This window comes from Pseudomonas sp. CFBP 8770 (genome assembly GCF_014841705.1).
In the GTDB taxonomy this organism is placed as follows: domain Bacteria; phylum Pseudomonadota; class Gammaproteobacteria; order Pseudomonadales; family Pseudomonadaceae; genus Aquipseudomonas.
Genome location: NZ_JACYUL010000006.1, coordinates 209,948 through 235,338 on the forward strand (window position 1 = coordinate 209,948; position 25,391 = coordinate 235,338).

A 25,391-nucleotide genomic window follows, 5' to 3' on the forward strand; every position below is an offset into this window, starting at 1 on the left:
TTCGCGGGTAGAACCCGCTCCCACAGGGGGGGTGTGAAGAGCAGCCTCAACCCTTGGATTCGAACACCACGTAGATCTTGCGGCAGGCCTCCAGTACTTCCCAGGTGCCAGTGAAACCGGCGGGGATCACGAAGCGGTCGCCGGCGCGCAACGTCTTGCCGTTGCCCTGGCTGTCGCGCAACACGGAAACACCCTGCACGATTTCGCAGTATTCATGCTCGGTATAGTTGACCGTCCATTGCCCCACCTGGCCTTCCCATACCCCCGCGTTCATCTGCCCGCACGGGCTCTGGTAGTGGTTGAACAGTGTCTGTTCGGGGTCGCCGCCAAGGATCTTCTCGGGCGCAGGCCGGTAGCGTTCCGGGGTGACGCTGTGTTGAGCAAAATCGACGATGCTGGTGATGTTCATGCAGGAAACCCCTCGCTTGTTGGATAAAACGCACATCCGTGGGCCTGTGTGCGCCAGGTGTCAAATATATTGAAAAGCGTCACACCGGTGGTTTAGGGTGGTTCGATGTCACCTGCCCAGCCTTGCACGGCCGGGCTTTGCATTCAATCACAGGAGATCCGTATGACCACTCTGACTCGCGCTGACTGGGAACAACGTGCCCAGCAGCTGAAGATCGAAGGGCGCGCGTTCATCGACGGCGAATACACCGACGCCGTGTCGGGCCAGACCTTCGAATGCGTAAGCCCCGTCGATGGCCGGCTGTTGGCCCAGGTGGCCAGCTGCGACGCTGCCGATGCCCAGCGAGCGGTCGAGAATGCCCGCGCCACGTTCGACTCCGGCGTCTGGGCCAAGGCGGCACCGGCCAAGCGCAAGGCTACCCTGATTCGTTTCGCCAGCCTGCTGCGGGAAAATGCCGAAGAGCTCGCGCTTCTGGAAACATTGGACATGGGCAAGCCGATCAGCGATTCGCTGAACATCGACGTGCCCGGCTCGGCCAATGCCCTGGCCTGGAGCGGCGAAGCCATCGACAAGGTCTACGACGAAGTCGCCCCGACCCCGCACGATCAGCTCGGCCTGGTCACCCGCGAAGCCGTGGGCGTGGTCGCCGCCGTGGTGCCGTGGAACTTCCCGCTGATGATGGCCTGCTGGAAGCTGGGGCCGGCCCTGGCCACGGGCAACTCGGTGATTCTCAAGCCTTCGGAAAAATCTCCGCTGACGGCCATTCGTATCGCCCAGCTTGCGATCGAGGCGGGCATTCCCAAAGGTGTGCTCAACGTGCTCCCGGGCCACGGCCACACGGTGGGCAAGGCGCTGGCCCTGCATATGGACGTGGACACCGTCGTCTTTACCGGTTCCACCAAGATCGCCAAGCAATTGATGATCTACGCTGGCGAGTCGAACATGAAGCGCGTCTGGCTGGAAGCGGGTGGCAAGAGCCCCAACATCGTGTTCGCCGATGCGCCCGACCTGCAGGCCGCGGCCGATTCGGCGGCCAGTGCCATTGCCTTCAATCAGGGCGAAGTCTGCACGGCCGGTTCGCGCCTGTTGGTGGAGCGCTCGGTCAAGGAGCGCTTCCTGCCGATGGTGGTCGAGGCGCTCAAGGGGTGGAAACCCGGTAATCCGCTGGACCCGGCGACCAACGTCGGTGCGCTGGTGGATACCCAGCAGATGAACACCGTGCTGTCGTACATCGCGGCAGGTCAGGAGGGCGGCGCGACCTTGCTGGTGGGCGGCAAGCGCATCCTCGAGGAAACCGGCGGCACCTACGTCGAACCGACCATTTTCGATGGCGTGACCAATGCCATGAAGATCGCGCAGGAAGAGATTTTCGGGCCGGTATTGTCGGTGCTCACCTTCGACACCGCCGAGGAGGCCGTGCGCATCGCCAACGACAGCGCCTACGGCCTGGCCGCCGCAGTATGGACGGCGGACATCTCCAAGGCGCACCTGACGGCCAAGGCGTTGCGTGCCGGCAGCGTGTGGGTCAATCAGTACGATGGTGGCGACATGACCGCGCCGTTCGGTGGCTTCAAGCAGTCGGGCAACGGCCGTGACAAGTCGCTGCACGCGTTCGACAAATACACCGAACTGAAGGCCACCTGGATCAAGCTCTGATCCATCGACAGGGGGGCTGGGGAATCAAAGCATCTTCTCCAGCCCCACCGCCTCGCTGAACCATGCGTTCAGCCTCCGCCACCAGTCACCCGGTTCGCGGTAGAGGGTATGCATCTGCTGGTGGTCCTCGGTATCCCATACCACCTGGCCATTTTCCAGGCGCACCTGATAGCTGCGCGCAGGCGACATGCCCTCATGGGCCAGGTGGCGCATCTGCGCTGCCAGTTCCGGGCTGTCGACGAGCACCCCGACCTCGGTATTCCACAACACCGAACGCGGATCGAAATTGAACGAGCCGATGAAGGATTTGCGCGCATCGAAGATCATCGCCTTGCTGTGCAGGCTGGAATCGGAACTGCCGGTGAAACTCAGGGACACGTCGCCATCGTCGCCTGGCTGGCGACGCAGTTCGAACAGCTTCACGCCATGTTCGAGCAGCGCCTTGCGGTAGGGCACGTACCCGCCGTGCACTGCGGGCACATCGGTGGCTTCCAGTGAATTGGTCAGCAGGCTGACGTCGACCCCGGCGTCGGCGCGCCCGGTGAGGTAGTCGCGGCCAGCCCCGCCCGGTACGAAATAGGCAGAGATCAACATCAGTTCATGCTTGACCCGGGTCAGCTCCGGCGCGAGCTGGGTGGTCAGCAGCAGGTGCGGGTCAGGCTCGCCCCGGGCCAGCACCTTGGTCGGTGCATCCCACAGCGCCTGGCCCCAGGCCCAGATCAGTTGTTGCCGCCAGATGTCCATCTGTGGCGCGCTCTGGTAGGTCATCAGGCGTTCGTAGAGAACATGGTGCTGGCGTCTGGATTCGCGCAGCGACTGCTCCAGGCGCACGCGCGTGGACGCCAGGTGCCTGGCCGTGGGAACGGTGAACAGAAAGTTGGCGATCGGCTGGCTCAGCGCACTGTTCCAGTACTGATCGAAGCTGTAGCCCAGTTGCTGGGCCACCGGCCCAAAGCCGAGCAGGTCGATGTCGGTGAAATTCATGTCCGGCTCGGCGTCGAAGTATTCGTCGCCCAGGTTGCGCCCGCCGACGATGGCCACGCTGTTGTCGGCCAGCCACAGTTTGTTGTGCATGCGCCGGTGTTGCCGGGACAGTTGCAGAAGGCGGCCCACTGCACGCGTGGCGCCGGTGGATCGGCCCAGATGCGTCGGGTTGAACAGGCGGATCTGGATGTTGTGGTGCGCGGCCAGGGTGGCGATGGTCTTGTCCAGGCCATCGCTGGTGGTGTCGTCCAGCAGGATGCGCACGCGCACGCCGCGGTCCGCGGCCTTGAGCAGCTCGTCGACCAGCGCCCGGGTACTGAAACCGTCGTGGACGATGTAGTACTGCAGGTCGAGGCTGCCCTGGGCGTTGCGGATCAATTCGGCGCGTGCGCGAAACGCCTCATCGCTGCTCGACAACAAGCGGAACCCCGATTGTCCGTGGTGGGCCTGTACCTGAGCCTGCACCGACCTGCCGAAGGCCGATTGTTCGGCCGGTAACATCTCGCTGTAGTCCCGCGGCGCGTTCACGCTGGCGCAGCCTTGCAGGGCCAGGATCAAGGTCAACAGCAGCGGTAACAGCCTGGGGCAGGGCAAAGCGATCATCCTTGGCAGAGGGGGAGGCGTGCAGTTCGACCCTGGCAGGCCGTCAAAGGTCGGCATCGGGGTGCGGATTTTCCATCAGCAGTTGCCGTGCGCAGCTGCCCACCGCGCGCACCGCGGCCTCTATCTGCGGCGTGGGCTTGCTGGCGAAGTTCATGCGCAGGCAGTTACGGTACTTGCCCGACGCCGAGAAAATGCTGCCCACGGCGATCTGCACGCCCTGGTCGAGCAGCAGGCGGTTGAGCTTGAGGGTATCGAAGCCGTCGGGCAATTCGACCCACAGCATGAACCCGCCTTGCGGGCGGCTGCAGCGGGTGCCGGCGGGAAAGTAACGAGTGACCCAGTCGATCATCAGGTCGCGGCTGCGCTGGTACTGGGTGCGCATGCGCCGCAGATGCGGTTCGTAATGGCCACCCTTGATGAACTCGGCAATGGCCAGCTGCGGTTGTGTCGCTGTCGACCCGGTGCCGATGTACTTCATGTGCAGCACCCGTTCCAGGTAGCGGCCCGGGGCGACGAAACCGATCCGCAGGCCGGGCGCTAGGGTCTTGGAGAACGAACTGCACAGCAGCACCCGGCCGTCTTCGTCGAACGACTTGATCGTGCGCGGACGTGGGTAGCTGAAGGCCAGGTCGCCATACACATCGTCCTCGATGATCGCCACGTCGAAGCGCTGGGCAAGGGTCAGTAGCGCGCGCTTGCGGGCTTCGGGCATGACGTAGCCCAGCGGGTTGTTGCAGTTGGGCGTCAGCTGTATGGCCTTGATCGGCCACTGCTCCAATGCCAGCTCAAGTGCCTGCAGGCTGATACCGGTCAGCGGGTCGGTGGGGATTTCCAAGGCCTTCATGCCCAGGCCCTTGAGCGTCTGCATGGCACCGAAGAAGCTCGGCGAGTCCACGGCGACGATATCGCCGGGTTCGCAGATGGCACGCACGCTGGCCGACAGCGCCTCGTGGCAGCCGGTGGTGACCACCAGTTCACCGATGCCCAACTGGCAGCCGGCATCCACCAGCAACCGGGCGATCTGCTCGCGCAGGGCCTGAGTGCCATACAGCGAATCGTAGTACAGGCCCGGCATGGCCTGGTGTCGACTCAGACGGGCCAGCTCGCGCAGCAGGGGCCGTAGGGTCGGGCTGCTGACATCGGGCATGCCACGGCCCAGTTGCACCACGTCATCACGCGGCGCGGCGCGCATCAGTTCGACCACCTGGTCCCACTGCGAGATTTCCACCGGACGCTGCATGGGCCGGCCTACCGCTGGCAGCGCCGGCAGCTCACGGGCGGTGGGCACGAAATAGCCGGATTTGGGCCGCGGTGCCGCCAAGCCATGGTCTTCGAGCTGGCGATAGGCTTGCTGAACGGTGCTCAGGCTGACGCCGTGCTCGATGCTCAGGGCGCGCACCGAGGGCAGCCGATCACCAGGGCGGTAGAGGCCTTGTTCGATGCGCTGACTGAGCAGCTGGGCGAGGTTCATGTACAGAGTCATAGCGTCGCTCGAGCGGATAACCATACAGATACGCTTAAAATACAGCATTCAGACCGGTGGGTCAGCTGTCTGTATGGAAAACATAAGCGCTTTTTGAATCTGTATGAGGTGCTCTCGGCTGCGGCACCATGGCCTTGCTGTCCAAACACTTCAAGGAGAACGGCCATGAACGGCTTGACCGATGTACGTCTGCTGCTGCGCACCGAAGAATTGCTGGAAGAGCCAAGGCTGCGCCTCTGCGCCCAGCGCGCACCGGCAGACCTGGGGCGTTGGGCGCTGATGCTGCATCACCTGCGCACGCGGCCAGCCTTGCTGGAACTGGACAAGGACCAGTTGCGCGATATCGGCCTGGATGCGCAGCAGGCGCGTAGCGAAGGCTTGAAGCCGTTCTGGCGCCTGTAGTCGTGCGAGTTCCTGGCGGCTGCAGCGTTCGCAGCGCTAGCCCAGTTCCTTGAACCGGTGCCAGAGCATGCCCAGCGCCAGCAGCGGCGAGCGCAGGTGACGACCGCCGGGAAAGGTCATGTGCGGCACCTTGGCGAACAGATCGAAGCCACGGCTGGCCTGGCCGCTGATGGCCTCGCCCAGCAGCTTGCCGGCCAGGTGGGTAACGTTCAGGCCGTGCCCGGAATAGGCCTGGGCGTAGAACACGTTGGGCTGATCCTTGAGCCGGCCGATCTGCGGCAGACGGTTGGCACCGATGCCGATCATGCCGCCCCACTGATAGTCGATGCGCACATCCGCCAGTTGCGGGAACACCTCGAGCATCTTCGGCCGCATGTACTGGGCGATATCCTTCGGGTCACGCCCCGAATAGTGACAGGCACCGCCGAACAGCAAGCGCCGATCGGCAGACAATCGGTAGTAGTCGACCGTCACTCGCTGGTCGCACACCGCCGTGTTGCGCGGCAGCAACTGCCGCGCCTGCTCGGCATCCAGCGGCTCGGTGGCAATGATATAGCTGCCTGCAGGCAGCACCTTGCCGCTCAGCTGTGGGTTGAGATCGTTCAGGTAGGCATTGCAGCCCAGCACCAGGTAGCGGGCGCGTACCTGGCCTTGAGCGCTGTGCACGCGCACCTGCGGGCCATACTCGATGCGTGTCACCCGCGAGTGCTCGAAAAGCTGCACACCCAGCTGCCGCGCCACCTCGGCTTCGCCCAAGGCCAGGTTCAGCGGATGCAGGTGGCCGGAGCCCATGTCGACCAGGCCGCCGTGGTAGCGATCCGAACCGACCACGCTGCGCATGTCCTGCGCTTCGACGATCTGCAACTCGTGGGCGTAGCCGAGGCTGCGCAACGCTTCGGCTTCTTCCATGAAGCCCTGCAACTGGGCTGGTTTGTTGGCCAGGTCACAGTAACCCCAGGTCATGTCGCACTCGATACGATGCTGGTCGATGCGCCGGCGCACGATTTCCACCGCTTCCAGCCCCATCAGGGTCAGGTCGCGCACCCCGTCGTCGCCGATGACCTTGCGGAACTGCTCCAGGCCGTGGCCGACACCACGAATCAATTGCCCGCCGTTGCGCCCACTGGCGCCCCAGCCGACCTGGTGAGCTTCGAGCAGCGCGACGCTGAGCCCGCGCTGAGCCAGCTCGATCGCGGTGTTGAGCCCGGAGAAACCGCCGCCCACCACGCAGACGTCGACGCTGACCTCACCCAGCAGGGGCGGGTATACCGGCTGCCGGTGCAGGCTGGCGGCGTAGTACGAGGCGGCGTGCTCGGCGTGAGCATTCATGGGTAGGGTCCTGATGGCAGTGTGTGGAAAATCTGAAGCAGCATAAGCCGGGGTTTCCCATGGCGGCAACCGCGCGGCACAATGGCGCCTTGCCCACCAGGTGATCCGTCATGAGTTGCAACAGCCACAAGCTCCGCTTTCTTCGCGAGCAGATTCCCTCGTTCGAATGCGTGCCGGGTTGCCATGACTGCTGCGGTCCGGTGACCACATCGTCCGGGGAAATGGCCCGGCTGCCGCGCAAGACGGCCGCCGAGCAGGAAGCCGCGATGGCCCGCCTCGACTGTGTGCATCTGGGGCCGCAGGGATGCACGGTGTACGAGGAGCGCCCGCTGATCTGCCGGCTGTTCGGCACCACGCCGACATTGCCGTGCCCCAATGGGCGGCGTCCGACAGAGCTGATCGATCCGGCCGTGGAGCATCAGGTGCATAAACTGATCGCCAGTACGCGTCAGGTACTGGTCTGAAGCGTCTGTGGATCAGTCCGGCACCGGCAGGTTCAGGCTCTCCTTCACTTCTTCCATGACGATGTAGCTCTTGGATTCGCGCACGTGGGGCAGTTTCAGCAGGATATCGCCCAGCAGCTTGCGGTAGGACGCCATCTCCGAGATCCGTGCCTTGACCAGGTAGTCGAAGTCCCCCGACACCAGATGGCATTCCAGCACATGGGGCAGCTTGAGCACGGCGCGGCGAAACTCTTCGAAGGTGTCGCCCGACTTGTAGTCCAGGCTGATCTCGACGAACACCAGCAGGCTGCCGCGCAGATGCTGCGGATTGAGCCGGGCGTAATAGCCCATGATGATGCCTTCGCGCTCCAGGCGGCGGACTCGTTCGGTGCAGGGGGTGGTCGACAGACCGACCTTCTCGCCCAGTTCGGTGAACGACATGCGCCCGTCGGCCTGCAGGATGCGCAGGATGTTGCGGTCGATCTTGTCGAGTTCGCGTTTGCTCTGGTGCTGGGTACGCACAGGCGATGCCCCTCCGTTAAAGCGCTGATGGCCGAGAATTGTCGCCAAATATAGCCTTGCATACAGTGAAAAGCACTGGCTGGACCTTTTTATACTGCCCACATCTTCGGACCTAACATCTTACGTCAGCGGATTTCCGCGATGAGGGCGACACACATGCGCGTTCTGGTACTCGGTAGTGGTGTGATCGGCACCGTCAGTGCCTATTATCTGGCTCGGCAGGGCATGGATGTGACCGTGGTCGATCGCCAGCCGGCCGTCGCCATGGAAACCAGCTTCGCCAATGCCGGGCAGGTATCGCCGGGCTATGCCTCGCCCTGGGCGGCGCCGGGTGTGCCGCTCAAGGCGATCAAATGGCTGCTGGAACGCCATTCACCGCTGGCCATCAAGCTGACCGGCGATGTCGACCAGTATTTGTGGATGGCGCAGATGCTGCGCAATTGCACCGCCAGCCGCTATGCAGTGAACAAGGAGCGCATGGTGCGCCTGTCCGAGTACAGCCGCGACTGCCTCGACGAGCTGCGCGCGGAAACCGGCATCGCCTACGAAGGCCGGACCCTGGGCACCACTCAGCTGTTCCGTACCCAGGCGCAACTGGACAACGCGGCCAAGGACATCGCCGTGCTGGAACAGTCCGGCGTGCCCTACGAATTGCTCGACCGCGAGGGCATTGCGCGCGTCGAGCCGGCGCTGGCATCAGTGACCGGCATTCTGGCTGGCGCCCTGCGCCTGCCCAACGACCAGACTGGCGATTGCCAAATGTTCACCACCCGCCTGGCGCAGATGGCCAAGGATCTGGGTGTGCAGTTCCGCTTCGGCCAGGCCATCGAGCGCCTGGATTTCGCCGGCGACCGCATCAACGGTGTCTGGATCGACGGCAAGCTGGAAACCGCCGACCGCTACGTGCTGGCGCTGGGCAGCTATTCGCCGCAATTGCTCAAGCCACTGGGCATCAAGGCACCGGTCTACCCGCTCAAGGGCTACTCGCTGACCGTGCCGATCACCAACCCGGCGATGGCGCCGACCTCGACCATTCTCGACGAGAGCTACAAGGTCGCGATCACCCGTTTCGACAACCGTATCCGCGTGGGCGGGATGGCCGAAATCGCCGGCTTCGACCTGAGCCTGAACCCGCGTCGCCGCGAGACCCTGGAAATGATCGTCAATGACCTGTATCCGGGGGGCGGCGATCTGGCCCAGGCCGGTTTCTGGACCGGGCTGCGGCCAACCACCCCCGACGGTACGCCGATCGTCGGTGCCACACCGTTCAAGAACCTGTTTCTCAACACCGGTCACGGCACCCTGGGCTGGACCATGGCGTGCGGCTCGGGGCGCTTGCTTGCCGACCTGATCGCGCGTAAAACGCCGCAGATCAGCGCTGCCGGTCTCGACATATCGCGCTACGGACAGCTGCACGACACCGTTCGCCGAGGCCAGTCAGTGCCGGCACACTCGTAAATTTCACCCATGCTCCTCGCCCGGTTCGATACGAAACCGGGCGACTTCGTCAACCTTTGCACAAGAAGCCCGCCATGCGTCCAGCTCGCGCCTTGATCGACCTTTCGGCCCTGCGCCACAACTATCGCCTGGCGCGTGAAATGAGCGGGGCCAAGGCGCTGGCAGTGGTCAAGGCGGACGCCTACGGTCACGGTGCAGTGCGCTGCGCGCAAGCGCTGGAGGGCGAAGCGGACGGATTCGCCGTGGCCTGCATCGAGGAAGCCCTGCAGCTGCGCGCGGCCGGTATCGAGGCGCCGGTGTTGCTGCTCGAAGGGTTTTTCGAAGCCAGCGAACTGCCCCTCATCACCGAGCATGGGCTGTGGTGCGTGGTGCACTCGCTGTGGCAGCTCGAAGCCATCGAGCAGGCGCGTTTGAGCCAGCCGTTGCAGGTCTGGCTCAAGCTCGACTCGGGCATGCACCGCGTGGGCCTGCACCCCAAGGATTACCAGAGCGCCTATCAGCGGTTGCTGGCCAGCGGCAAGGTGGCCAAGATCGTGCTGATGAGCCATTTCGCCCGCGCCGATGAACTGGACAGCCCCAGCAGTACCGAGCAACTGGCGGTGTTCGACACGGCGCGCCAAGGCCTGTCCGCCGAAATCAGCCTGCGTAACTCTCCGGCTGTGCTTGGCTGGCCGCAGATCCCCAGCGACTGGGTGCGTCCGGGCATCATGCTCTACGGTGCCACACCGTTCGAAACCGCCACGCCTGCCAGCGCCGCTCTGCAGCCGGTGATGACCCTGCAATCCAAGGTCATCAGTGTTCGTGAGCTGCCTGCCGGGGAGGCCGTGGGCTACGGTGCGCGCTTCGTCACCCAGCGGCCGAGCCGAATCGGCGTGGTGGCCATGGGTTATGCCGATGGCTACCCGCGCCTGGCACCCAACGGTACGCCGGTGCTGGTCGACGGCGTATGCACCGGGCTGGCAGGGCGGGTGTCGATGGACATGCTCAATGTCGACCTGACCGATGTGCCCCATGCCGGCGTCGGCAGCACGGTCGAACTGTGGGGCAAGCAGGTGCTGGCCAGCGACGTGGCCCACGCTGCCGGGACCATCGCCTACCAGATCTTCTGCAACCTGCGCCGGGTGCCTCTGCAGTACCTCTAAGGCAACCTCTGGCGCCACGGCCAGGGCGCGTTGCGCCCATGTGCCGCAGCGGCGCCTGCCAATGTGTTGTAAATCCCGAACGCTGTTGCCATGATACCGGCCATCATGAACTGCACAGCATTCCAGGAGGCTTACGCATTGGACGTCGGCGAACGACTGCAAGCCATTCGCAAACTCAAGGGTTTGTCCCAGCGTGAACTCGCCAAACGGGCGGGCGTCACCAACAGCACCATTTCCATGATCGAGAAGAACAGCGTGAGTCCCTCGATCAGCTCGCTGCGCAAGGTGCTGGGCGGGATTCCGATGTCCATGGTCGAGTTCTTTTCCGAAGAGCTGCAGGCCGAGCGGCCGACCCAGGTGGTCTACAAGGCCAGCGAGCTGATCGATATCTCCGACGGCGCGGTTACCATGAAGCTGGTGGGCAAGGCCCATCCGAGCCGGGCCATCGCCTTCCTCAGCGAGGTCTATCCGCCGGGTGCCGACACGGGCATGGAAATGCTCATGCATGAGGGCGAGGAGACCGGCATTTTGGTGGAAGGGCGCCTGGAACTGGTGGTTGGCCAGGACACCTACGTGCTGGAAGAGGGCGACAGCTACTACTTCGAAAGCAGCAAGCCGCATCGCTTCCGCAATCCGTTCGATACGCCTGCCCGTTTGATCAGTGCCGCCACACCGGCGAATTTCTAAGGAGCCAGCCATGGTCCACCGATGTTCAATCGAGGCGGCCGTGGACCAGGTCCTGGAGCGACTCCCCCGCCATATTCACATGGGCATGCCGTTGGGCCTGGGCAAACCCAACCGCTTCGTCAACGCGCTGTATGCCCGGATCAAGAACCTTCCCCAGCGACGCCTGACGATCTACACCGCACTGGTGCTGGGCCGGCCACCCTTGGGCGACGGCTTGCAGAAGCGCTTGCTCGAACCCTTCGTGGAGCGCGTTTTCGGTGATTATCCCGAGTTCGAGTTTCTCGCCGACCTGCGCCGTGACGAGCTGCCCGCAAACGTCAGCGTGCAGCAATTCTTCATGCAACCGGGCAGTTTGTTGAGCAGCACGACGGCGCAGCAAAGCTACATCAGCAGCAACTACAGCCATGCCGCTCGCGACATCAATGCCAAGGGGCTGAATCTGGTAGCGCAACTGGTCAGCCAGCACCCCGAGCAGGCTGGTCGCCTGAGCCTGAGCTGCAATCCGGACATCACCCTGGACCTGCTGCCGATGATCGAAAAGCGTCGCGCTGCCGGCGAGACCATCCTGGTGCTGGGCCAGGTCCACGAGGCACTGCCGTTCATGCCGGGCAGTGCCGAAATCGACAGCGAGGCCTTCGACCTGCTGGTCGATACCGCGGAGCGCTCGACGCTGTTCTCGACGCCGAACATGCCGGTCGGCCTGCAGGATCATTTCATCGGTCTGCACGCCAGCACGCTGGTGCGCGACGGCGGCACCCTGCAGATCGGCATCGGTGCAATGGGCGATGCGCTGAGCGCCGCCTTGCTCGCGCGTCAGGGGGACAACGGCGGCTACCGGGCGCTGCTCGCTGAACTCGATCTGTCGCCCTGGCAGGCGTTGATCCAGGCCGAAGGTGGAGTGGAGCCTTTTGCTACCGGCCTGTACGGCTGCAGCGAGATGTTCGTCAACGGCCTGCTGGCCCTGGCCGAAGCAGGCGTGATACGCCGCAAGGTGTATCCCGACGTAGCCCGCCAGGCGGCGGCCAACGCCGGCGTGCTGCACGCCGACGAGGACCGGGACGGGGTGGTGGTGCACGGCGGTTTCTTCCTCGGGCCGAACAGTTTCTACGAGCGCCTGCGCGAGCTGCCCCCGGCCAGCCTTGCACAGTTCGACATGACCGCGATCAGCTACATCAACGAGTTGTACGGCGACGAGCAGCTCAAGCGCCTGCAGCGGCGCGACGCGCGCTTCATCAACACCGTGTTCACGGCCACGGTCATGGGCGCGGCGGTGTCGGACCAGCTCGAAGACGGTCGGGTCATCAGTGGGGTCGGCGGGCAATACAATTTCGTCGTTCAGGGGCATGCCCTGGAAGGCGCACGTTCGGTGCTGATCCTGCGCAGCTGGCGCGAGTCGGCAGGCGTGATCAGTTCCAACGTGCTGTGGGACTACGGCCATTGCACGATTCCACGGCACCTGCGCGACATGGTCGTGACCGAGTACGGCATTGCCGACTTGCGTGGGCGTACCGACGCCGAGGTGATCGAGGCGATGATCAACATCAGCGATTCGCGCTTTCAGGCCAGCCTGATCGACGAAGCCCAGCGTGCCGGCAAGTTGAGCAGGGATTTCGTGCTCGATCCGCGCTTCGCGAACAACACCAGCGAGCGTCTGCAGGCGATTCGCAAGCGGCATGCTCCGCTGTTTCCGGAGTATCCGCTGGGGTGTGACTTTACCGAAGAGGAAAAGGACCTGCTGCGGGCGCTGAATTGGCTCAAGAGCAAGTTCAAGCTCAGCGAAATGCTCGAACTGGGCAAGGCGGCGCTCGAAGCACCCCAGGCCAACCGCTACCCCCTGCACCTGCAGCGCATGGCGCTGGACCAGCCGCAGGGCTTGCGCGAAGAGCTTTACCAGCGCCTGGTACTGGCCGCCCTGCAGGAGACCGAAACCCCGGCGTTCTAGGCGCTACACCGCGTGGCTCCCTTCGCGGCCGATGACCGCTCCTACGCAGGCCAATGATGCTCGCCATAGCGGTCATGGGTCGCTCCTACGCAAGCCGATGATGCCAGCCATAGCGGTCATGGGTCGCTCCTACGCAGGCCGATGATGCTCGCCGTAGGAGCGGTCATCGGCCGCGAAGGGCTGGATGCGGTGTATCAGGTCACTCCAGGAAGGTCACGACGCCGTTGGCCAGCGACTGCACGCGCGCCAGGGACTCGACGCGATAGCCCTGTGCATCGAGTTCGGCACGGCCGCCCTGAAAGGATTTTTCGATGACGATACCCAGCCCGGCCAGCTTGGCGCCGGCCTGGTTGATGATCGAAATCAACGCCTGCGACGCCTTGCCGTTGGCCAGGAAATCGTCGATCACCAGCACGGTATCGCTGCTGTTCAAATGACGCGGCGAAATGGCCACGGTGCTTTCGGTCTGTTTGGTGAACGAATACACCGAAGCCACCAGCAGGTTTTCCGTCAACGTCAGTGACTGATGCTTGCGCGCGAAGATCACCGGCACGCCCAGGCGCAGCCCGGCCATCACCGCCGGCGCGATACCCGAGGCCTCGATGGTGACGATCTTGGTAATCCCGGCATCGGCGAAGCGGCGGGCGAATTCGTCGCCGATCTGCTGCATCAAGAGCGGATCGATCTGGTGATTGAGAAAGGCATCGACCTTCAATACCTGATCGGAAAGCACGATGCCTTCTTCGCGAATCTTTTTGTGCAGAGCTTCCACGGTGGTTCCTCGATGTACCAATGTGCGCAGGCCGGCTGTGGCCCGGGCAGGGTTGAATTCAGCGTTTGAGCATGGCGCGGATATCGGCCAATGCTGTATTGCCGCGCACGGCTTTGACTTCCGTGGGCGTATCGTCGTTGCCTTCCCAGGCCAGATCGTCGGGCGGCAGCTCGTCGAGGAAGCGGCTGGGTGCGCAATCGATGATCTCACCGTACTGCTTGCGCTTGGCGGCAAAGGTGAACGCCAGGGTCTGCCGCGCGCGGGTAATGCCCACGTAGGCCAGACGGCGTTCTTCCTCGATGGTGTCGGCCTCGATACTGGAGCGGTGCGGCAGGATTTCCTCTTCCATGCCCATGATGAACACGTAGGGAAACTCCAGCCCCTTGGACGCATGCAGGGTCATCATCTGTACGCCCTCGGCGCCGTCCTCTTCTTCCTGCTGACGTTCGAGCATGTCGCGCAGCACCAGCTTGCCGATCGCTTCCTCGACCGTCATGGCGCCGTCTTCGTCCTTCTCCAGGGTGTTCTTCAAGGCCTCGACCAGAAACCACACGTTGCTCATGCGGTAGTCGGCGGCCTTCTCGCTGGAGCTGTTGGTGCGCAGCCACTGCTCGTAGTCGATGTCCATGATCATGCTGCGCAGCGTGCCGATCGGGTCTTCGCCGGCGCACTGCTCGCGGACCTTGTCCATGTAGCGTTTGAAGCGGCCCAGGCGATCGGTGAAGCGTGCATCCAGATATTCGCCCAGGCCGATCTCGTCGGTGGCCGCGTACATCGAGATCTTGCGCTCGGTGGCATAGTTGCCGAGCTTTTCCAGGGTCGTCGAACCGATTTCCCGGCGGGGCACGTTGATCACCCGGAGGAAGGCGTTGTCGTCGTCCGGGTTCACGATGAGGCGGAAGTAGGCCATCAGGTCCTTCACTTCCTGGCGCCCGAAGAAGCTGTTGCCGCCGCTCAGCCGATAGGGAATCTGGTGGTGCTGCAACTTCAGCTCGATGAGCTTGGCCTGGTAGTTGCCCCGGTAGAGGATGGCGAAATCGCTGTAGGGCCGGTCGGTGCGCAGGTGCAGGCTGAGAATCTCGACGGCCACCCGCTCGGCCTCGGCATCTTCGTTGCGGCAGCGGATCACGCGGATTTCATCGCCGTGACCCATTTCGCTCCACAACTGCTTCTCGAACGCGTGGGGGTTGTTCGAAATGAGCACGTTGGCACAGCGCAGGATGCGGCTGGTGGAGCGATAGTTCTGCTCCAGCATGACCACCTTGAGCGACGGGTAGTCGTCCTTGAGCAGCATCAGGTTTTCCGGGCGCGCGCCACGCCAGGCGTAGATCGACTGATCGTCGTCGCCCACCACGGTGAACTGGTTGCGCGTACCGATCAGCAGCTTCACCAGCAGGTACTGGCTGGCATTGGTGTCCTGGTATTCGTCCACCAGCAGGTAGCGGACCTTGTTCTGCCATTTTTCGAGAACGTCGGGGTGGTCCTGAAACAGCTTGACCGGCAGCAGGATGAGGTCGTCGAAGTCCACTGCGTTGAACGCGCGCAGCGTACGCTGGTAGTGGCTGTAGACGATGGCCGCGGTCTGCTCCTTGGGGTTGCGCGCCTGCTCCAGCGCCTGGGGCGGCAGGACCAGGTCGTTCTTCCAGGCGCCGATCATGTTCTTGATCTCGTCGACACCGTCCTCGCCCGAGTACTCCTTCTGCATGATGTCGGTCATCAGCGCTTTCACGTCGGCTTCGTCGAAGATCGAGAAGCCTGGCTTGAAGCCCAGCCGCGCGTGTTCCTTGCGGATGACATTGAGGCCCAGGTTGTGAAAGGTCGACACGGTCAGGCCGCGGCCCTCGCCGCCGCGCAGCAGGCTGCCGACGCGCTCTTTCATCTCGCGCGCCGCCTTGTTGGTGAAGGTCATGGCGACGATGTACTGGGCACGAATGCCGCAGTTCTGGATCAGATGGGCGATCTTGCGGGTGATCACGCTGGTCTTGCCGGAGCCTGCACCGGCGAGCACCAAAAGAGGGCCGCCGACGTAGTTCACGGCTTCTTGCTGCCGGGGGTTGAGTCGGGACATGACGGGAGTCACTGACGAAATGGCCGCGCATTTTAGCACCGCTGGTTCAACTGTGCCGCGACCGCAGATCCATTAAAATTTGCCGGTTCGCATACTTTGCAGCAGGATGTGGTTACACGTTGACACGTACTGTGGATTGGGTCTGCCCCGAGCTGCTGGCGAGGCCGTTTTTAAGCGCTATCGAATGACTGTGAAACTGTCCCAAGGAGCTCGTTTGTCTACGCCTGTCGAACCCGCGCGGCTGTTGCTGCTGGCCCAGGATCGCACCTGGGCCACGTCGCTGCGCGATTGCCTGGCGACCCTTGGCAATGTGGCCACATTGATCGAGGCGTCCGCCTGGGATCCTGTGGCCTCTCACTTCGACAACCAGCCCGGCACCTTGCTGTTGACCACCACCGCCCTGCTGCCGGCGCCGGGCCGTTGCGCGCTGCCGATCGTGCTGTTGCTGACCCAGGAGCCGGACGAACCGCCGCCGGGTGTCAGCGATTGGCTGGTGGCGGGCGAACTCACCAGCGATACGCTGCGCCGCTGCCTGCGCCATGTGCGCGAGCGCGGTGTGCTGCAGGACACCCTGCAGCGCCTGGCCGAGCAGGATCCGCTGACCGGCATCGCCAACCGCCCCGGTTTCCAGACGCTGCTGGCCGCACGCCTGGCCGAGCAGGAGGGCCGTGGCGTAGCCCTGGGCCACCTGGACATGGACAACTTCCGCCATGCCAACGATGCGCTTGGGCACCAGGCCGGCGACCGGCTGATCCTGCAGGTGGTGGCGCGCCTGAAGAAGCAGCTCGAGGCGGGCGATCAGGTCGCCCGCCTGGGCAGCGACGAGTTCGCCCTGTTGCTCGACACCCGGCGTGACCCGTCACGGGCCGAGCGCCTGGCCGCCAACATCATCGAGGCCATGGCCGAGCCGTATTACGTGGACGGCGAGAGCCTGCTGATCGGCTGCAGCCTGGGCATCGCGCATGCCCGCGCCGGTGCGGGCGCCGATCCGCTGATGTGGCATGCGCACATCGCCATGCAGCAGGCCAAGAGCACCCAGGGCTGCAGCTATCATCTGTTCAACGAACGCATCAACCGTCATGCGCGCAGCCTGGCGGACCTGGAAAGCGAGCTGCGCCGCGCCCTGCGGCGTGACGAGCTGGAGCTTCACTACCAGCCGCGACTGGACCTGAGCGGCAATACCATCGTCGGTCTCGAGGCCCTGGTGCGCTGGCGCCACCGCGAGCGTGGCGTGCTTGCCCCCGGCGAATTCGTGCCCCTGGCCGAGCAGAGCGGGCTGATCGTACCGATGGGTTACTGGGTGATCGCCCGCGCTTTGCGCGACATGCAGACCCTGCGCGAAGGTGGCTTCGAACCATTGCACATGGCAATCAACCTGTCGTTCCGGCAGTTCCAGGACAGCCAGCTGCTCAGCACCCTGGGGCGCTTGATCGCCGAGCGCGGCATCGACGCCGGCTGGCTGGAATTCGAACTCACCGAAACCGCCGTGATGCGTCGCAACGACCTGGTGAAGCGGACCATGGACGCCCTCGGCTGCCTGGGCGTGCGTTTCTCCCTCGACGATTTCGGCACGGGCTTCTCCTCGTTCGTCCACCTGAGCAGCCTGCCGATCGCTTTGCTCAAGATCGACAAGAGCTTCGTCAGTGGCATGGAACAGCGTCCGGAAAACAGCAAGTTGGTCCACGCCATGATCAACCTGGCGCACAACCTCGACCTCAAGGTCGTCGCCGAGGGTGTCGAAACTCCCGAGCAGCTGGCGTTGCTGCGTGATTTCGGCTGCGATCAGGTGCAGGGCTACCTGATCAGCCGGCCCCTGCCATTGGAGCAGCTGCAGGCATTCCTGCGATTCGGCCAGGCCCAGGCCATCAGGTCGCCAGCGCCGTAGGCCCGGCCAGGCGGCGCAGTCGGCGCATGCGCCACTCGAACGCCCAGGTCAAGGTACAGGCCGAGCACAGCAGGCCCAGCGCCAACCCCCACCAGACGCCCACCGCACCGAGCTGGAAGTGGAACGCCAGGCTCCAGGCCGCTGGCGCACCGATGGCCCAGTAGCAGAAAAGCCCTACCAGAAACGTGGTCTTGGCGTCCTTGAGGCCGCGAATGGCGCCCATGGCAATGGTCTGGATGCCGTCGAACATCTCGAACCAGGCCGCCACCGCCAACAGGCTGATCGCCAGCTCGATGACACCGTGGAAGGTCGGATCGGCCCGGTCCAGAAAGACGCCGACCAGAGGGCCCGGCGCGAGCCAGAACAGCAGGGCGAAGCCGAGCATCACCACTGCACCGAAACCGATGCCGACCCGCCCGGCCAGGCGCGCAGCCAGCAAGTGCCCGGCGCCGTAGTGCTGGCCGATGCGCATGGTCACCGCGTAGGACATCCCGGCAGGCACCATGAAGGCCACCGAGATGATCTGCAGGGCAATCTGATGCGCCGCCAGGGGCGTGCTGCCCATGGTGCCGATGCACAGCGCGGCGAAGGCGAACAGGCCGACTTCCACGGCGTAGGTGCCACCGATCGGCAGCCCCAAGCGCCACAACTCGCGCAGGGCCGACAGGTTCGGTCGGGCCAGGCCCTTGAGCAGCGGGTAGGGCGTGTAGGCACGGTGATAGCGGATGTACAGCGCCAGCGCGATTGCCATCAGGTTGCTGACGATTGCGGTGACCATGCCTATGCCCACCAGGCCCAGTTTGGGCAAGCCGAACAGGCCCTCGATGAACGCATGATTGAGCAGATAGTTGGCCACGGTGGCAATGATGCTGATGACCATCACCGGCGTGGCCCGCCCCAGCGCGGCAGTGAAGCCGCGCAGCGCCATGAAGCTCAGGAAGCCTGGCAGCGCGAAGGGCAACAGCAAGAGGAACTGGGTGGCGAAAGCGACGTTGGCCGGAGTCTGCCCGAGCATGGCCAGGACCGGCCCCAGGTTCCACAACAGTACCGCCGCCACCGCCGCCATTCCCCATGCCAGCCACAACCCGGCCTGGGTCAGGCGCGCCACGCCTTGCTGGTCGTTGGCACCCTTGCGGATCGACACCAGGGTGCCGACGGCAGCGATCACGCCAATGCAGAAAATCGAGACGAAGGAGTAGCTGGCCGCCCCCAGGCCGCCGCCGGCCAGTGCCTCGGGGCTCAGGCGGGCCATCATCAGGGTGTCGGTCAGGACCATCAGCATGTGTGCCAGCTGCGAGGCGATCAGCGGCCCCGCCAGCCGAAGCAGGGCCTGAAGTTCGATACGTACGGTGGGCTGCATGATGAATCCGGCTCGGTCGGCTCAGGAGTGGGACGCTGGATTCTCGACCTTGTGGCAGCGCAACGCAAATTGATGTGTAGCGTTCATGCCACAGCAGGGCGCTCAAGTATTCGTTCGAATCGCCGATGTAGCAGTACCAATAAGATCAAGGATGACAGGTGCTCGACGGCTCTGGACATCCCTGACACTGCTGCCAAGCACACGATTTCCAGGAGTTTCCAATGTCTCAACCTCGCGCTCGTATCGCCACGCAACTGGGCATCGCCCTGGCTGTGATCCTGGCGGTCGTCATCACCGGCAGTACCGCGTTCGCCCTGCGTTCGCTGGACATCGCCAACCTGGCCATCCGCGAACAGCACATGGCCAGCGAGGCGCGGCTGCTGGCCGACCAGCTCAGCACCTTCCACAGCACCCTGCGCGACAGCACCCAGCGTCTGAGCGGGCTGTTCGAGAAGCGCTTCGCCGGCGGCCTCAGCGTGGACGCCAGCAACCCGGTCACCGTGGCCAACCAGCAGACACCGAGCCTGCGCCTGGGCAGCCAGACCTTGAACAACGACTTCAAGGAAGTCGATGATTTCAAGCAGCTGACAGCGGGTGTCGCTACAGTGTTCGTGCGCAGCGGCGCCGAATTCGTGCGCATCAGTACTTCCCTGACCAAGCAGGATGGCAGCCGCGCGATCGGTACCGCGCTCGACCATGCCCATCCCGCCTACCAGCGTCTGCTCGACGGCCAGAATTACATCGGCCGTGCGGTGCTGTTCGAACGTTCCTACATGACCCAGTACACACCGGTGCGCGACGGCTCGGGCCAAGTGATCGCCGTATTGTTCGTCGGCTTCGACTACACCGACGCGCAGAACACCCAGTTCGCCAACCTGCAGCGCTTCCGTATTGGCCAGACCGGCTCGCTGGCCTTGCTCGACGAGCAGAATCGCTGGCTGGTAGCTCCAGCCAACGTCAATGACCCAGACGCCGCCGCCAAGGCATTGGCCGACCTGGCCCTGCTGGATGGCAAGGGCCGGCTGTGGAACGACGGTAAGCAGGACATCTTCTCCGAAGCGGTGACATTCCCGGGCGGGCCCTGGAGCGTCGTGGCGAGCATGCCCAAGGCGGAAATCAATGCCGTGACCTGGAGCGTCGGTACGCAACTGGCGATCGGCAGCCTGCTGGCGATGCTGATCGCCGTGGGCGCGGCTATCTGGCTGCTGCGCAGCAAGCTGCGGCCTTTGGGTGAACTGGTGCGCCAGGCCGAAGCCCTGGGCGCGGGTGACCTCGATGCACGCCTGAAGGTGTCCAGCCACGACGAGATAGGCCAGCTGGCCAGCAGCTTCAACCACATGGGCGAAGCCCTGTCGAACATGGTCGTGCACATCCGCAATGCCGCCCATGAAGTCAGCGGCCGCGCGCAAACGTTGTCGAGTCTGTCGGCAGGGGCCTACGAAGGCATGGAGCACCAGTCCGGGGAGATTTCCAGCATGGCCGGCGCGGTCGAGGAATTCAGTGCGACGTCCCTGGATATCGCCGACAACATGGGCCACACCCAGCGCATGGCCCAGGACAACGCCCAGCAGACCCGCATCGGTCGAACCTCCATGGATGAGGCGTCCAATTCTCTCGAGCAGATCGCCGGCGCGCTGAACAGCACCGCCGGAGTCATCAATACGCTGGGCCAGCGCTCGCAGGAAATCGGCGGCATCGTCGGCGTGATCACCTCGATTGCCGAGCAGACCAACCTGCTGGCCCTCAACGCCGCCATCGAAGCGGCCCGTGCCGGCGAGCAGGGCCGGGGCTTTGCCGTGGTCGCCGACGAAGTGCGCAGCCTGGCCTCGCGCACCCGTCAGGCCACCGATGAAATCTCCGGCATGATCAGCAGCATCCAGAAGGAAACCGCCAACGCCATCAGCACCATGGACCAAGGCAACGTGTTGATGCGCGAAGGCCTGACGCGCAACGCCAAGGTTGCCCAGGCGTTGGCGCAGATCGACGAGCAGAGCCGTTCGGCCGGGCATCAGTTCGATGCCATCAGCACCGCCACCCAGGAGCAGAGCAGCACGGCCACCATGCTCAGCAGCAACCTGCAGAGCATTGCCATGACCAACGGCGAGCAGCGCGAGGTGGTGTCCAATCTGGCCCAGACCGCCCGCGAGCTCGAAGGCCTGGCCGCAGAGCTGCGCCAGGAAGTGAACCGCTTCCGTGTGGGTAGCGCGCGCTAGCGGCGCAGGTCAGTTCAGCGCGGCAAGGCCCAGTGCGCGGGCGCAGTCGTCCAGCGAGCGCTGCTGGGTCTGGGCGTACAGCGCGAGCTCGTCGAGCACCGTCCGGCCCAGGGCCTGATGAAACACCTCCTGGCTCGACCCCAAACCATAGTCGGCCTGGGCATCGTCGCCCAGGTTGGACTGGAAGATGCCTGCGGCGCTGACCGGCAGGAAATCTTCGTAGACCAAGGGCTCGCAGCGAATCGCGCCATTGTCCAGTAGACCCTGCAGGGTCGTCTGGCCCGCACTGGGCTGGCCGCTGGGAAAATAGCGAAAGAACGCCAGGTCCTGCTCGCGCATCTGCGCCAGATCATCCGGAAACTCACTGAATTGCTCGCCCAGCAGACGCATGTACTCAGTGGCGTTGGTCTCGCTGGGAAACCCGGCAAGCGCGCTGCGCGAGGCGTTCAGCAAGCGATCGTACAGCGCGCGCCCCTTGGGCGTCAGCGCCGCGCCGCGTTGCTCGATCTCGCCGAAGCGCGCAGTGTGGCTGCCTTCGGCGACAGCGGTTCGATCGGTGAAGGCGACCTTTTCCTGCAGTGCCTTGAAGCTGGTCTGCCGCAACAGGATGGCATGGCGACGCGGCGGTGGCCCTTCGATGACGGCCTTGGGTGTGATCCCGCGCATCGGCATCAGTGCCTGCACCTTGTCGATGTCCAGCGTGCGCGGGGTCAGGTGATTGATGTGTGGACCCTTGAACGCCACCACATCGGCGATCAGTCGATGGGCGTCGTGCAGGCGTTGATACTGGTCCGCCGTCACCGTGGCATCGTGGTGCCAGCGGAAGGTTTCCAGGGCCTGCTCGACGAACGCATCGGCGTCGGCCTGGTCGAGGCCGCCGTCGCGCTCGAATCGCTCGATCAGGGCCAGGCACGGCGAGGTGAATATCTGCCGCTGCGCCAGCAGGTGCGCGGCCTGTTCGCGCAATGCGGCATCTTCGATCAATTCCAGGCGCAGCAGAGAGGTGAACACGCGAAACGGGCTCACTTGCAAAGACTGTTCGTGCACCGCGCGAAACGCTGTGGAGTGCACCGGCACGCCAGCCGAGGTCAGGTCGTAGTAACCCACCGGTTGCATGCCCATCACCGCGAACAGCCGAGCGATGGTCGCCAGCTCTGCGGCGGTGCCGACCCGAATGGCGCCATGGCGCTCGGCATCCAGGCGCTCGATCTCGCCGGTGCGCGCCAGGGACGCGGCCAGATCCGGCTGTTGTTCCAGACCCTGGCGATTGACCTCGCCGACCAGGCTCATCAAGTCGCCATACAACGGCACTTCGTTCTTGTACATCTCGGACATGGCGCGGGAAAACGCGGCACGGGTCTGGTCGGGGCTGACGAAAGGCATGGCTGACTCCTGCGCAAAGGGCTGCAGTATGAAAGCGGGGAATGACCTGCGCGATCAAGCGAAAAAAAGTGCGGGGGTCATTCCTGCAGGTCGGCTTCGCTGTCGTTCATGCTGCGCTGCTAATGGGCGATCTGCCCCAGAATCCAGTCGACCAGCGCGCGCACCTTCGGCACTTCCGCGGCATGTTCGGCAAAGGCGACGAAATGCGCGCCCTGGCTGCTCATGGTGTGTGGCCAAGGCATGACCAGATCGCCGTTGGCCAGGTGGTTCTCTGCCAGGTAGCGCGGCACCAGGGCCACGCCGCAACCGGACAAGGCAGCGCTTAGGCACATGTAGAAGGTATCGAAGCGCGGACCGTGGTAGCTGTTCTGGGCGCTCAGGCCCTGTTCCAGAAACCACTCGTGCCAGGCCTCGGGGCGCGACGTGCATTGCATCAATACCAGCTCGGCCAACTGTTCGGCGTGGGTCAGCGGCTGGTCGAGCAGGTCGGGCGCACACACCGGCACCACCTGATCGTCGAACAGCTCGATACAGGTCGCTCCTGGCCAGGTGCCCTGGCCGAAGAAAAACCCTACGTCGGCCTTGGCCTGCAGCAAGGCGAAGGGCTCGAGTTCGTTGCGAATGTCCAGATGGATATTGGGGTGCGCCTTGCCGAAACCCTTGAGCTTGGGGATCAGCCAGCCCACGCCGAAGCTGGGCTGGGTGGCGACGGTGAGCACTTCGGTTTCGTCGCCGTAGGACAGGATGTAGCGGCTGGAAATGTCCACCTGGGTGAGGATCTTGTTCACCTCGGCCAGGTACAGCGAGCCGGCCGGTGTCAGTTGCAGGCGCCGACGAATGCGCAGGAACAGGTGGTGACGCAGCATGTCTTCGAGCTGCGCGACCTGCTTGCTGACCGCGCTCTGGGTCAGGTGCAGTTCTTCCGCCGCGCGGGTGAAGCTCAGGTGGCGGGCGGCTGCTTCAAAGCACTGCAAGGCCGTCATCGAAGGAACAAGGCGTTTTGACATGGAGGCATCGGCGCAAGGTCATGAGGTGAGGGAATGATATATGGAATATTGCTCCGTTGTGGTGGTCTGGCCTGCGGATTAATACTGATCTCAATTCGTTCTTATCGTTAAAGCCTTGTGAGGAGAAAACAATGGTCGATGGCCTGCTCGAAAGCCTTGGTGTTGCGGCGAGTGCATTCAAGGATGGCAACCATCCTGTTCACACCCCAATCGACGGCAGCCAGATCGCCTCGGTGAGCCTGGAATCCAAGGCGCAGGTCGTGGCCAAGATCGAGCTGGGGCATAGCGCCTTCCTGGCCTGGCGTACCGTGCCGGCACCCCGTCGTGGCGAGCTGGTCCGCCTGTTCGGCGAAGTCCTGCGCGCGCACAAGGCCCAGCTCGGCGAGCTGGTCTCGGTCGAAGCCGGCAAGATCACCCAGGAAGGTCTGGGTGAAGTGCAGGAAATGATCGACATCTGCGATTTCGCCGTCGGCCTGTCGCGCCAGCTGTACGGCTTGACCATCGCTTCCGAGCGCCCAGGCCATCACATGCGTGAAACCTGGCAGCCGCTGGGCGTGGTCGGTGTGATCAGCGCCTTCAACTTTCCGGTGGCAGTGTGGGCATGGAACACCGCCCTGGCCCTGGTCGCCGGCGATTCGGTGATCTGGAAACCATCGGAAAAGACCCCGTTGACCGCGCTGGCCTGCCAGGCACTGTTCGACAAGGCCCTGCAGCAGTTCGGCGATGCGCCAGAAGGCCTGGCGCAATTGATCATCGGTGACCGCGAAGCGGGCGAGGCGTTGGTCGATGACCCGCGCGTCGCCCTGGTCAGCGCTACCGGCAGCACCCGCATGGGGCGCGAAGTCGGTCCGCGGGTCGCTGCGCGCTTTGGCCGCACCATCCTCGAACTGGGCGGCAACAACGCCATGATCCTGGCCCCCAGCGCCGACCTCGACCTGGCCGTGCGCGGCATTCTCTTCAGTGCCGTGGGCACCGCTGGCCAGCGCTGCACCACCTTGCGCCGGGTGATCGTGCACAGCTCGATCAAGGACGAAGTGGTAGCTCGCGTCAAAGCCGCCTACGCCAAAGTGCGCATCGGCGATCCACGCAAGGACAACCTGGTCGGCCCGCTGATCGACAAGCAATCGTTCGAAGCCATGCAAGGCGCCCTGGCCAAGGCTCGCGACGAAGGCGGTGAAGTGTTCGGTGGCGAGCGGCAGTTGGCCGATCAGTACCCGAATGCCTATTACGTCGCGCCCGCCATCGTCGAAATGCCTGGTCAGTCGGATGTCGTGCGCCACGAAACCTTCGCGCCGATCCTGTATGTATTGAGCTACGAGGACTTCGACGAGGCTTTGCGCCTGAACAACGAAGTACCCCAAGGCCTGTCCTCGTGCATCTTCACCACCGACCTGCGTGAAGCCGAGCGCTTCCAGAGCGCAGCGGGCAGCGACTGCGGCATCGCCAACGTCAACATCGGCACCAGCGGCGCGGAAATCGGCGGTGCCTTCGGCGGCGAGAAGGAAACCGGTGGCGGACGCGAATCCGGCTCCGATGCCTGGAAAGCCTACATGCGCCGCCAGACCAACACCGTCAACTACTCGCGCGAACTGCCGCTGGCCCAAGGCATCGTGTTTGATTGATGGTTGAGTGATGTGGTGGCG

At 64.0% G+C, this 25,391-nt stretch carries 20 protein-coding genes; 10 read left to right on the top strand and 10 right to left on the bottom strand.

What is annotated here, in order from left to right:
* Positions 1 to 46: 46 nt before the first annotated feature.
* Positions 47 to 409 (bottom strand): cupin domain-containing protein, encoded by a 363-nt coding sequence (locus IFT98_RS15230; RefSeq protein ID WP_122716035.1) that lies wholly within the window; start codon positions 407 to 409, stop codon positions 47 to 49.
* Positions 410 to 571: 162 nt separating this feature from the next.
* Here IFT98_RS15230 and IFT98_RS15235 point away from each other — a divergent pair, with 162 nt between their 5' ends.
* The gene (locus IFT98_RS15235; RefSeq protein WP_192050166.1) at positions 572 to 2,065 is read left to right on the top strand and encodes an aldehyde dehydrogenase; all 1,494 of its coding nucleotides are present in this window, start codon (positions 572 to 574) and stop codon (positions 2,063 to 2,065) included.
* A 24-nt stretch (positions 2,066 to 2,089) separates the two neighbouring features.
* On the opposite strand, the gene IFT98_RS15240 is transcribed toward IFT98_RS15235, so the two are convergent.
* On the bottom strand, positions 2,090 to 3,652 hold the full coding sequence (locus IFT98_RS15240; RefSeq protein ID WP_192050405.1) for a phospholipase D family protein: 1,563 nt from the start codon (positions 3,650 to 3,652) through the stop codon (positions 2,090 to 2,092).
* A 43-nt stretch (positions 3,653 to 3,695) separates the two neighbouring features.
* Positions 3,696 to 5,135: an aminotransferase-like domain-containing protein gene (locus IFT98_RS15245; protein WP_192050164.1), complete on the bottom strand. Its 1,440-nt coding sequence runs from the start codon at positions 5,133 to 5,135 to the stop codon at positions 3,696 to 3,698.
* Between the two features lie 165 nt (positions 5,136 to 5,300).
* Between IFT98_RS15245 and IFT98_RS15250 the strand changes: the two genes are divergently transcribed.
* Positions 5,301 to 5,537 (top strand): DUF1127 domain-containing protein, encoded by a 237-nt coding sequence (locus tag IFT98_RS15250; RefSeq protein ID WP_192050162.1) that lies wholly within the window; start codon positions 5,301 to 5,303, stop codon positions 5,535 to 5,537.
* A 36-nt stretch (positions 5,538 to 5,573) separates the two neighbouring features.
* Here the strand turns inward: IFT98_RS15250 and IFT98_RS15255 are convergent, their stop codons facing one another.
* Entirely contained in the window at positions 5,574 to 6,866 is a 1,293-nt protein-coding gene (locus IFT98_RS15255; RefSeq protein ID WP_192050160.1) for an NAD(P)/FAD-dependent oxidoreductase, read from the bottom strand.
* Positions 6,867 to 6,976: 110 nt separating this feature from the next.
* On the opposite strand from IFT98_RS15255, the gene IFT98_RS15260 reads away from it, so the two are divergent.
* Complete coding sequence (locus tag IFT98_RS15260) at positions 6,977 to 7,330, top strand: YkgJ family cysteine cluster protein (RefSeq protein WP_192050158.1); 354 nt, start codon at positions 6,977 to 6,979, stop codon at positions 7,328 to 7,330.
* 12 nt (positions 7,331 to 7,342) lie between these two features.
* On the opposite strand, the gene IFT98_RS15265 is transcribed toward IFT98_RS15260, so the two are convergent.
* Positions 7,343 to 7,831 (bottom strand): Lrp/AsnC ligand binding domain-containing protein, encoded by a 489-nt coding sequence (locus IFT98_RS15265; protein WP_043192202.1) that lies wholly within the window; start codon positions 7,829 to 7,831, stop codon positions 7,343 to 7,345.
* Positions 7,832 to 7,987: 156 nt separating this feature from the next.
* Here IFT98_RS15265 and dadA point away from each other — a divergent pair, with 156 nt between their 5' ends.
* From dadA to IFT98_RS15285, 4 genes are all read left to right on the top strand, one after another.
* Entirely contained in the window at positions 7,988 to 9,289 is a 1,302-nt protein-coding gene (gene dadA / locus IFT98_RS15270; RefSeq protein WP_192050156.1) for a D-amino acid dehydrogenase, read from the top strand.
* Positions 9,290 to 9,363: 74 nt separating this feature from the next.
* The gene (gene alr / locus IFT98_RS15275) at positions 9,364 to 10,431 is read left to right on the top strand and encodes an alanine racemase (RefSeq protein WP_192050154.1); all 1,068 of its coding nucleotides are present in this window, start codon (positions 9,364 to 9,366) and stop codon (positions 10,429 to 10,431) included.
* A 138-nt stretch (positions 10,432 to 10,569) separates the two neighbouring features.
* Complete coding sequence (locus IFT98_RS15280; protein WP_122479948.1) at positions 10,570 to 11,118, top strand: cupin domain-containing protein; 549 nt, start codon at positions 10,570 to 10,572, stop codon at positions 11,116 to 11,118.
* Between the two features lie 10 nt (positions 11,119 to 11,128).
* Entirely contained in the window at positions 11,129 to 13,060 is a 1,932-nt protein-coding gene (locus tag IFT98_RS15285) for an acetyl-CoA hydrolase/transferase family protein (RefSeq protein ID WP_192050152.1), read from the top strand.
* 199 nt (positions 13,061 to 13,259) lie between these two features.
* Here the strand turns inward: IFT98_RS15285 and IFT98_RS15290 are convergent, their stop codons facing one another.
* Positions 13,260 to 13,832 carry a xanthine phosphoribosyltransferase gene (locus tag IFT98_RS15290; RefSeq protein ID WP_122716026.1) on the bottom strand — a complete coding sequence of 191 codons (573 nt, stop codon included), beginning with the start codon at positions 13,830 to 13,832 and terminating at the stop codon, positions 13,260 to 13,262.
* A 58-nt stretch (positions 13,833 to 13,890) separates the two neighbouring features.
* Complete coding sequence (gene rep / locus IFT98_RS15295) at positions 13,891 to 15,900, bottom strand: DNA helicase Rep (protein WP_192050150.1); 2,010 nt, start codon at positions 15,898 to 15,900, stop codon at positions 13,891 to 13,893.
* A gap of 214 nt (positions 15,901 to 16,114) precedes the next feature.
* On the opposite strand from rep, the gene IFT98_RS15300 reads away from it, so the two are divergent.
* Complete coding sequence (locus IFT98_RS15300; RefSeq protein WP_192050148.1) at positions 16,115 to 17,785, top strand: putative bifunctional diguanylate cyclase/phosphodiesterase; 1,671 nt, start codon at positions 16,115 to 16,117, stop codon at positions 17,783 to 17,785.
* Here the strand turns inward: IFT98_RS15300 and IFT98_RS15305 are convergent.
* Positions 17,766 to 19,145 (bottom strand): NorM family multidrug efflux MATE transporter, encoded by a 1,380-nt coding sequence (locus IFT98_RS15305; protein WP_192050146.1) that lies wholly within the window; start codon positions 19,143 to 19,145, stop codon positions 17,766 to 17,768. The two genes, IFT98_RS15300 and IFT98_RS15305, sit on opposite strands and share 20 nt — an antisense overlap.
* Positions 19,146 to 19,366: 221 nt before the next feature.
* Here IFT98_RS15305 and IFT98_RS15310 point away from each other — a divergent pair, with 221 nt between their 5' ends.
* On the top strand, positions 19,367 to 21,358 hold the full coding sequence (locus tag IFT98_RS15310; protein WP_192050144.1) for a methyl-accepting chemotaxis protein: 1,992 nt from the start codon (positions 19,367 to 19,369) through the stop codon (positions 21,356 to 21,358).
* Positions 21,359 to 21,367: 9 nt separating this feature from the next.
* Here the strand turns inward: IFT98_RS15310 and hglS are convergent, their stop codons facing one another.
* Both hglS and IFT98_RS15320 read right to left on the bottom strand, forming a co-directional pair.
* A complete protein-coding gene (gene hglS, locus IFT98_RS15315) occupies positions 21,368 to 22,741 on the bottom strand; it encodes a 2-oxoadipate dioxygenase/decarboxylase HglS (protein WP_192050142.1) in 1,374 nt (457 codons plus the stop codon).
* Between the two features lie 119 nt (positions 22,742 to 22,860).
* A complete protein-coding gene (locus IFT98_RS15320) occupies positions 22,861 to 23,748 on the bottom strand; it encodes a LysR substrate-binding domain-containing protein (RefSeq protein ID WP_192050141.1) in 888 nt (295 codons plus the stop codon).
* A gap of 131 nt (positions 23,749 to 23,879) precedes the next feature.
* Here IFT98_RS15320 and amaB point away from each other — a divergent pair, with 131 nt between their 5' ends.
* Entirely contained in the window at positions 23,880 to 25,370 is a 1,491-nt protein-coding gene (gene amaB / locus IFT98_RS15325; RefSeq protein WP_192050140.1) for an L-piperidine-6-carboxylate dehydrogenase, read from the top strand.
* The last annotated feature ends 21 nt before the right edge of the window (positions 25,371 to 25,391 follow it).

What these genes read in the sequence shown, in the direction of transcription:
- IFT98_RS15285 (WP_192050152.1), top strand. Translation starts at nt 11,129, where the DNA reads ATGGTCCACCGATGTTCAATCGAGGCGGCCGTGGACCAGGTCCTGGAG.
- IFT98_RS15260 (WP_192050158.1), top strand. Translation starts at nt 6,977, where the DNA reads ATGAGTTGCAACAGCCACAAGCTCCGCTTTCTTCGCGAGCAGATTCCC.
- IFT98_RS15240 (WP_192050405.1), bottom strand. Translation starts at nt 3,652, where the DNA reads ATGATCGCTTTGCCCTGCCCCAGGCTGTTACCGCTGCTGTTGACCTTG.
- IFT98_RS15235 (WP_192050166.1), top strand. Translation starts at nt 572, where the DNA reads ATGACCACTCTGACTCGCGCTGACTGGGAACAACGTGCCCAGCAGCTG.
- dadA (WP_192050156.1), top strand. Translation starts at nt 7,988, where the DNA reads ATGCGCGTTCTGGTACTCGGTAGTGGTGTGATCGGCACCGTCAGTGCC.
- IFT98_RS15250 (WP_192050162.1), top strand. Translation starts at nt 5,301, where the DNA reads ATGAACGGCTTGACCGATGTACGTCTGCTGCTGCGCACCGAAGAATTG.
- IFT98_RS15305 (WP_192050146.1), bottom strand. Translation starts at nt 19,145, where the DNA reads ATGCAGCCCACCGTACGTATCGAACTTCAGGCCCTGCTTCGGCTGGCG.
- amaB (WP_192050140.1), top strand. Translation starts at nt 23,880, where the DNA reads ATGGTCGATGGCCTGCTCGAAAGCCTTGGTGTTGCGGCGAGTGCATTC.
- IFT98_RS15320 (WP_192050141.1), bottom strand. Translation starts at nt 23,748, where the DNA reads ATGTCAAAACGCCTTGTTCCTTCGATGACGGCCTTGCAGTGCTTTGAA.
- hglS (WP_192050142.1), bottom strand. Translation starts at nt 22,741, where the DNA reads ATGCCTTTCGTCAGCCCCGACCAGACCCGTGCCGCGTTTTCCCGCGCC.
- alr (WP_192050154.1), top strand. Translation starts at nt 9,364, where the DNA reads ATGCGTCCAGCTCGCGCCTTGATCGACCTTTCGGCCCTGCGCCACAAC.
- IFT98_RS15245 (WP_192050164.1), bottom strand. Translation starts at nt 5,135, where the DNA reads ATGACTCTGTACATGAACCTCGCCCAGCTGCTCAGTCAGCGCATCGAA.
- rep (WP_192050150.1), bottom strand. Translation starts at nt 15,900, where the DNA reads ATGTCCCGACTCAACCCCCGGCAGCAAGAAGCCGTGAACTACGTCGGC.
- IFT98_RS15230 (WP_122716035.1), bottom strand. Translation starts at nt 409, where the DNA reads ATGAACATCACCAGCATCGTCGATTTTGCTCAACACAGCGTCACCCCG.
- IFT98_RS15255 (WP_192050160.1), bottom strand. Translation starts at nt 6,866, where the DNA reads ATGAATGCTCACGCCGAGCACGCCGCCTCGTACTACGCCGCCAGCCTG.
- IFT98_RS15310 (WP_192050144.1), top strand. Translation starts at nt 19,367, where the DNA reads ATGTCTCAACCTCGCGCTCGTATCGCCACGCAACTGGGCATCGCCCTG.